Genomic DNA, 4,767 nt, shown 5'->3' with positions numbered 1-4,767 from the left:
CGGATATCCGAGGCGCTGGGGCTGACCGGGGCGGATCATCCGCTGCCGGATGTGCTGCGGATCAAGGGCAAGGGCGACAAGACCCGGCTGGTGCCAGTGCTGCCCGTCGCGCGCGATGCGGTGGCGGGTTATGTGGCACTGGCCCCATTCGATCTGGCGCGCACTGAGCCGTTGTTTCGCGGCGCGCGGGGCGGGGCATTGGGGCCACGGCTGATCCAGGGGGCGATGGAACGCGCCCGGCTGCGGCTGGGCCTGCCCGCCACCGCAACGCCGCATGCGATGCGCCACAGCTTTGCCACCCACCTGCTGAGCGCGGGCGGCGATCTGCGCGCGATACAGGAATTGCTGGGCCATGCCTCGCTTTCCACGACGCAAGCCTACACCGCCGTTGATGCGGCGCGGTTGATGGAAGTCTACGAAAAAGCGCATCCGAGGGCCTGAAGCCGGTTTCCCCGTGTTGCACGACGGCAAGAATTCAGCCATCAAGACCTGATGAACGCCCGGATCAAAGCCCTATCCGTCCATCTGCTGACCGCGACCGGTGCCGTGCTTTCGATGCTGGCGATGCTGGCGGCTGTCGAAGGCAACTGGAGCATGATGTTCCTGTGGCTGGTGGTCGCGCTGATCGTGGACGGCATCGACGGCCCGCTGGCGCGCCGGTACGACGTGCAGAAGAACTGGCCCACCTATGATGGTGTGCTGATGGACCTGATCGTCGACTATCTGACCTATGTGTTCATTCCGGCCTATGCGCTGTTCAAATCCGGCCTGTTGCCGGGCTGGACCGGCTGGATCGCGATCATCTTCATTGTCTACGGGTCGGTGATCTATTTCGCCGACACCCGGATGAAGACCAAGGACAAAAGCTTTGCCGGATTTCCGGCGTGCTGGAACATGGTGGTGCTGGTGCTGTTTGCCACCCATCCGCCGCAAGGCGTGATTCTGGCTGTGGTCGTATTGCTGACGATCACCATGTTCACCAACCTGAAATTCATCCACCCGGTGCGGACGACGCGCTGGTATCCGGTGTCGCTGACAGTTTGCATGCTGTGGATTGTGTGCGCCGGATGGGCGGCCTGGACCGACTTTGCCGAGGGCAGCTTTGCGGAATGGGGGCTGATCCTGACGTCGCTATATCTGGTCTTTGCCGGGATCGCGCAGCAGATCGTGCCCGAAGGCATCCGCCGCGTCAGGTAATCCCCCCGCTACCCCGCCGACAACCCTGAGGCCGCAGTCAGCGCTGACAGCTGGTCTTGGGTCAACCTCTCTGTCCGCCTGGCCAGGCCATCGGCGAAGCTTGTCAGCTTTGGGCTGCCCTGACGGCCCAGTCGCTGCATTGCCAAAGGATACGCCACTTCGACGGCAGCCATAGAATTCCGGGCATCACCCGCAAGGTGAGTGCCTTGATCCTGAACGCCCGGCCCGTTCTGGTCCAACGCAGGCCGACAGATTGCGGCAGGCGAAACGCCAGCGCCATCTGCTGCGCGCGGGCGATTTCAGCCTTGGTTGCGTCGGCCAGCGCAAAAGCCGCGTTGTCGGCAACTGCAAACCACTTGCGACAGTCCTCGGCGACGTCGCGCGCGATTGACAGCCGGAGGTCGGGCGATGCAGCCCGACAGCGCTGTGCCTCAGACTGCACCGCACCTTCGAACGCTTCTTTCGGCACAAAGCGCGTACCCGGCAAACTGAGAACCGCTGTCACAAACGCAGGCCCTGTGTTTCCAGTTGCCGGTGAACGCGCGGTCCGGCGCCTCCAACTCCTTCGAAATGCCGCCGGTAAAGGCGGTCATCCGCGCCGCCTGATCGGGGTTGGTTCGGATCCGGTCGATGACGCGGCGCAGGTATCGGTCCACCGTATCGGTCCATCGTATCGACCAACGTCGCCCAGTCACATGTCCCGGAAAAGCGCGGCAGAATAAGTGTCATCTTGGTCTCATCCGGGTTCAACGGGCGAAAATCACCCCGCATCTTGGCATTTGCATGACGCGAATGGTCTAAAGCCGCGTCAGCATGACGCCGGCCACGATGATCGCCGAGGCGAGCGCTTTTTCCCCGGTCATCTTTTCGCCAAAGGCCAGCCAGCCGATCAGCACGGCAAACAGGATCGAGGTTTCGCGCAGCGCCGCCACCACGGCGATCGGCGCGATGGTCATTGCCCAGATCGACACGGCGTAAGCCCCGTATGAGGCGGCGGAGGCGAACGCGCCAAGCCGCCAGGCGCGCCCGTCACGCGGGATCACGTCCCAGCCGCGCAGGGCCAGCATGCCAAGGGTGAAAAACGTGCCATCGGCCACGAACACCCATGCGACATAGGCCGCAGGCACACCCGAGACACGCGCGCCAAGGCCGTCGATCATCGTGTAGGTCGCGGTGGCACAGGCCGAGCCGAGGGCGAAGGGCAACAGCGCGCGATCCTCGCCCCGGCTGAACACGCCGCGCGCCATCAGCAGGATGCCCGCACCCAGCGTGACGATGCCAGCGTATTGCATGCCGCTGACCGCATCGGCCAGAAACGCCGCCCCGACCAGCGCCACAACCATCGGCGCTGCCCCCCGCGCAATCGGGTAGACGCGGGACAGATCGCCCCGGTCATAGGCGTAGGTCAGAAAGAACTTGTAAGCGAAATGCGTGCAGCCGGCGGCAAGTACCCAAGGGATCGCGGCGGGGTTGATGGCTGGGGTAACGGCAATCACGGCAAGGCCGATCGGCACCTCGACGATCGACAGGATGACCATGCCGCCAACCTTGGAGGTGCCGACCTTGATCAGCGCATTCCACAACGCATGCAGGAAGGCCGAGCCGAGCACCGCAAAGAACACGCCTAGGGTCAAAGGGCACCCGTCATGAAACCGTTACAGACTGGCTAAGCCTGTGCGCGCAAGGGCACAAGCGGGGGAATAGGTCCAGCGCATCGCTTTCGATAGGATCAGTCCGGGATTTCGGCCGGTTCAGCTGCCGGTCTTGCGGCTTTTGCGGCGCAGTTCCAGAAAGGCACCGAAACGCAGACCCGCCAGCGTGACGAGGAACCCGATCACTGCCGCCGCCATGCCGATCAGTGCGATGGTCCCGCCGTGGATGGCGGCGACGCCTTGGTCTTCGGTCAGCAGCGCAAAGACCAGACCCACAAGGAACAGCGCGACCTGGATGGCCGCAGCCATGGCCGCAATGCGTGACGCCTCGGCCATGGTCATCGGGCGGGTGGCGAGGCTGGCGAAACGTGCGCCGGCGATCTGTGCCGCAATGAAGGCCAATGGCAAGGCGACGCTGGTCGCAAGATCGGGCACCACCAGCGCCACAAGCATACCAAGGGCCGCCGCAAGGGCGATCGATCCCAGATAACTGCGGCGGGCTGTTGTGTAGGCTGTCTGGTCCATCTGGTTCCTGCAATCATGGTGTTTACGACGGCCACCATGCGGGCGCGGCAAGCAGACAACCAGTCTGGTTTTCCCTAGATCAGCAGGCCCGCGGCACCCTCATGGCGCAAGAGGGCCACCTTTGTCTCCACGCCGCCGGGTGCGGAAAAGCCGCCAAGCGTGCTGCGCCCAAGCACCCGGTGGCATGGGATCAGGATTGGAATCGGGTTTGCGCCACACGCCTGCCCCACGGCTTGCGCCGGGGCGCCGATCGCCTTGGCGATATCGCCGTAGGTTCGGGTTTCACCAAACGGAATCGCGGCCATGGCGCGGCGGACCTGGGCATTGAGGCCGGTGCCATAGTCGAACGGCAGGTCAAACGCGGTGAGCTTGCGGTCGAAATAGGCCAGCAACTGGCGAAGGGCTTCGGTCAGAAGGGCGCTGCCTTCGCCCGGCGTCGCGCACCACTCCAGGCGGCTGATCACGCCAGCCTCTTCGACCAGCGTGATCGGCCCGAACGGGCTTTGCAGTCCGGCCCTGATCATCGTTCAGTCTCCCGATCAGAGCGTTCCTGCCGGAGCGGCTGAAAAGCCTCGCGCAGCATCGCAGCCATACCTTCAACGGCAGGCGAGCACCCACGCGGGTTCCGCCGCAATACCACCCGCGCAGAATCGACAATGGGAAAACCATCCTCGGCCGTCAGTTCCCGGCACCCCGGTGGGATCGTGCTGCGTGCGATCGGCGAGATCGCGAGGCCGGCCTGCGCGGCAATCCGCAGGCTGGCAGAGGTGTCGCATTCGAAGGCGATCCGCCAGGCGATGCTCTGCTGGTCAAGCGAGCGGAGCGGGAACTCGCGGCACCAGTCCGACTCGACGTAAACGGCGACCGGTACCGGCATTTGCAGATGCTGGCCATGCGTGACGGACGTGACCCAGACTGCCGGGTCGATCCCGAGAACCTCGTCTCCGGAGGTGTGGTCGGGGTCATAAAGCACCAACATGTCGATCTTTTCGGCGACCAGGGCAGCCAGTTGCGAATCGGTGAAATCGCAGCGCACGGTCACCTCGACGCCCAGATGGCGCTCGGAAAAGGCGGCCAGCGCGCGGGGCAGGACCGAGCCTGCATATTCGTCGGGAATGCCGATGCGCACCTGCCCGGTCAGCGGCTTTTCTCGCAGCGCGACTGCGGCCTCGTCCAAGAGGCTGGTCACGCGCCGGGCATAGGGCATCAGTTGCTCGCCCCGCGGGGTCAGCGCCACGCCGCGCGGCAGGCGGGTGAAAAGCGGTTGGCCCAGGTTTTCCTCCAGCCGTCGTATCTGCATCGACACCGCCGATTGCGTGCGCCCGACCCGGCCGGCCGCTGCCGTCACGCTGCCGGTATCGGCCACGGCAAGGAAGGCGCGCATCAGGTCGCT

General features: G+C 64.7%; 7 protein-coding genes. 2 read left to right on the top strand and 5 right to left on the bottom strand.

Annotated elements, in window-relative coordinates:
• Both RMO18_RS20410 and RMO18_RS20405 read left to right on the top strand, forming a co-directional pair.
• Positions 1 to 441: tyrosine-type recombinase/integrase (locus tag RMO18_RS20410; protein ID WP_309668357.1), on the top strand; the 441-nt coding region annotated here is incomplete at its 5' end.
• A 51-nt stretch (positions 442 to 492) separates the two neighbouring features.
• Positions 493 to 1,197 (top strand): CDP-alcohol phosphatidyltransferase family protein, encoded by a 705-nt coding sequence (locus RMO18_RS20405; RefSeq protein WP_309668356.1) that lies wholly within the window; start codon positions 493 to 495, stop codon positions 1,195 to 1,197.
• Positions 1,198 to 1,300: 103 nt separating this feature from the next.
• On the opposite strand, the gene RMO18_RS20400 is transcribed toward RMO18_RS20405, so the two are convergent.
• From RMO18_RS20400 to RMO18_RS20380, 5 genes are all read right to left on the bottom strand, one after another.
• Positions 1,301 to 1,702: a hypothetical protein gene (locus tag RMO18_RS20400; RefSeq protein ID WP_309668355.1), complete on the bottom strand. Its 402-nt coding sequence runs from the start codon at positions 1,700 to 1,702 to the stop codon at positions 1,301 to 1,303.
• A gap of 292 nt (positions 1,703 to 1,994) precedes the next feature.
• Positions 1,995 to 2,831: a DMT family transporter gene (locus tag RMO18_RS20395; RefSeq protein WP_309668354.1), complete on the bottom strand. Its 837-nt coding sequence runs from the start codon at positions 2,829 to 2,831 to the stop codon at positions 1,995 to 1,997.
• Positions 2,832 to 2,948: 117 nt separating this feature from the next.
• Positions 2,949 to 3,374, bottom strand: coding sequence for an ABZJ_00895 family protein (locus RMO18_RS20390; RefSeq protein ID WP_309668353.1), 426 nt, complete (start codon positions 3,372 to 3,374; stop codon positions 2,949 to 2,951).
• 74 nt (positions 3,375 to 3,448) lie between these two features.
• A complete protein-coding gene (locus tag RMO18_RS20385) occupies positions 3,449 to 3,898 on the bottom strand; it encodes a methylated-DNA--[protein]-cysteine S-methyltransferase (RefSeq protein WP_309668352.1) in 450 nt (149 codons plus the stop codon).
• Positions 3,895 to 4,767: LysR family transcriptional regulator (locus RMO18_RS20380; RefSeq protein WP_309668351.1), on the bottom strand; the 873-nt coding region annotated here is incomplete at its 5' end. The genes RMO18_RS20385 and RMO18_RS20380, both read right to left, overlap by 4 nt.

Origin of the sequence: Tabrizicola sp., assembly GCF_031377265.1 — a bacterium.
Lineage (GTDB): Bacteria > Pseudomonadota > Alphaproteobacteria > Rhodobacterales > Rhodobacteraceae > JAUYQR01.
Note: the sequence above shows the minus strand (reverse complement) of the source record. Positions and strands in the feature narration are given on the sequence as shown.

Bases quoted from the DNA above. Each gene is read 5' to 3' on its own strand.
- RMO18_RS20405 (WP_309668356.1), top strand. From the start codon at position 493: ATGAACGCCCGGATCAAAGCCCTATCCGTCCATCTGCTGACCGCGACC.
- RMO18_RS20390 (WP_309668353.1), bottom strand. From the start codon at position 3,374: ATGGACCAGACAGCCTACACAACAGCCCGCCGCAGTTATCTGGGATCG.
- RMO18_RS20385 (WP_309668352.1), bottom strand. From the start codon at position 3,898: ATGATCAGGGCCGGACTGCAAAGCCCGTTCGGGCCGATCACGCTGGTC.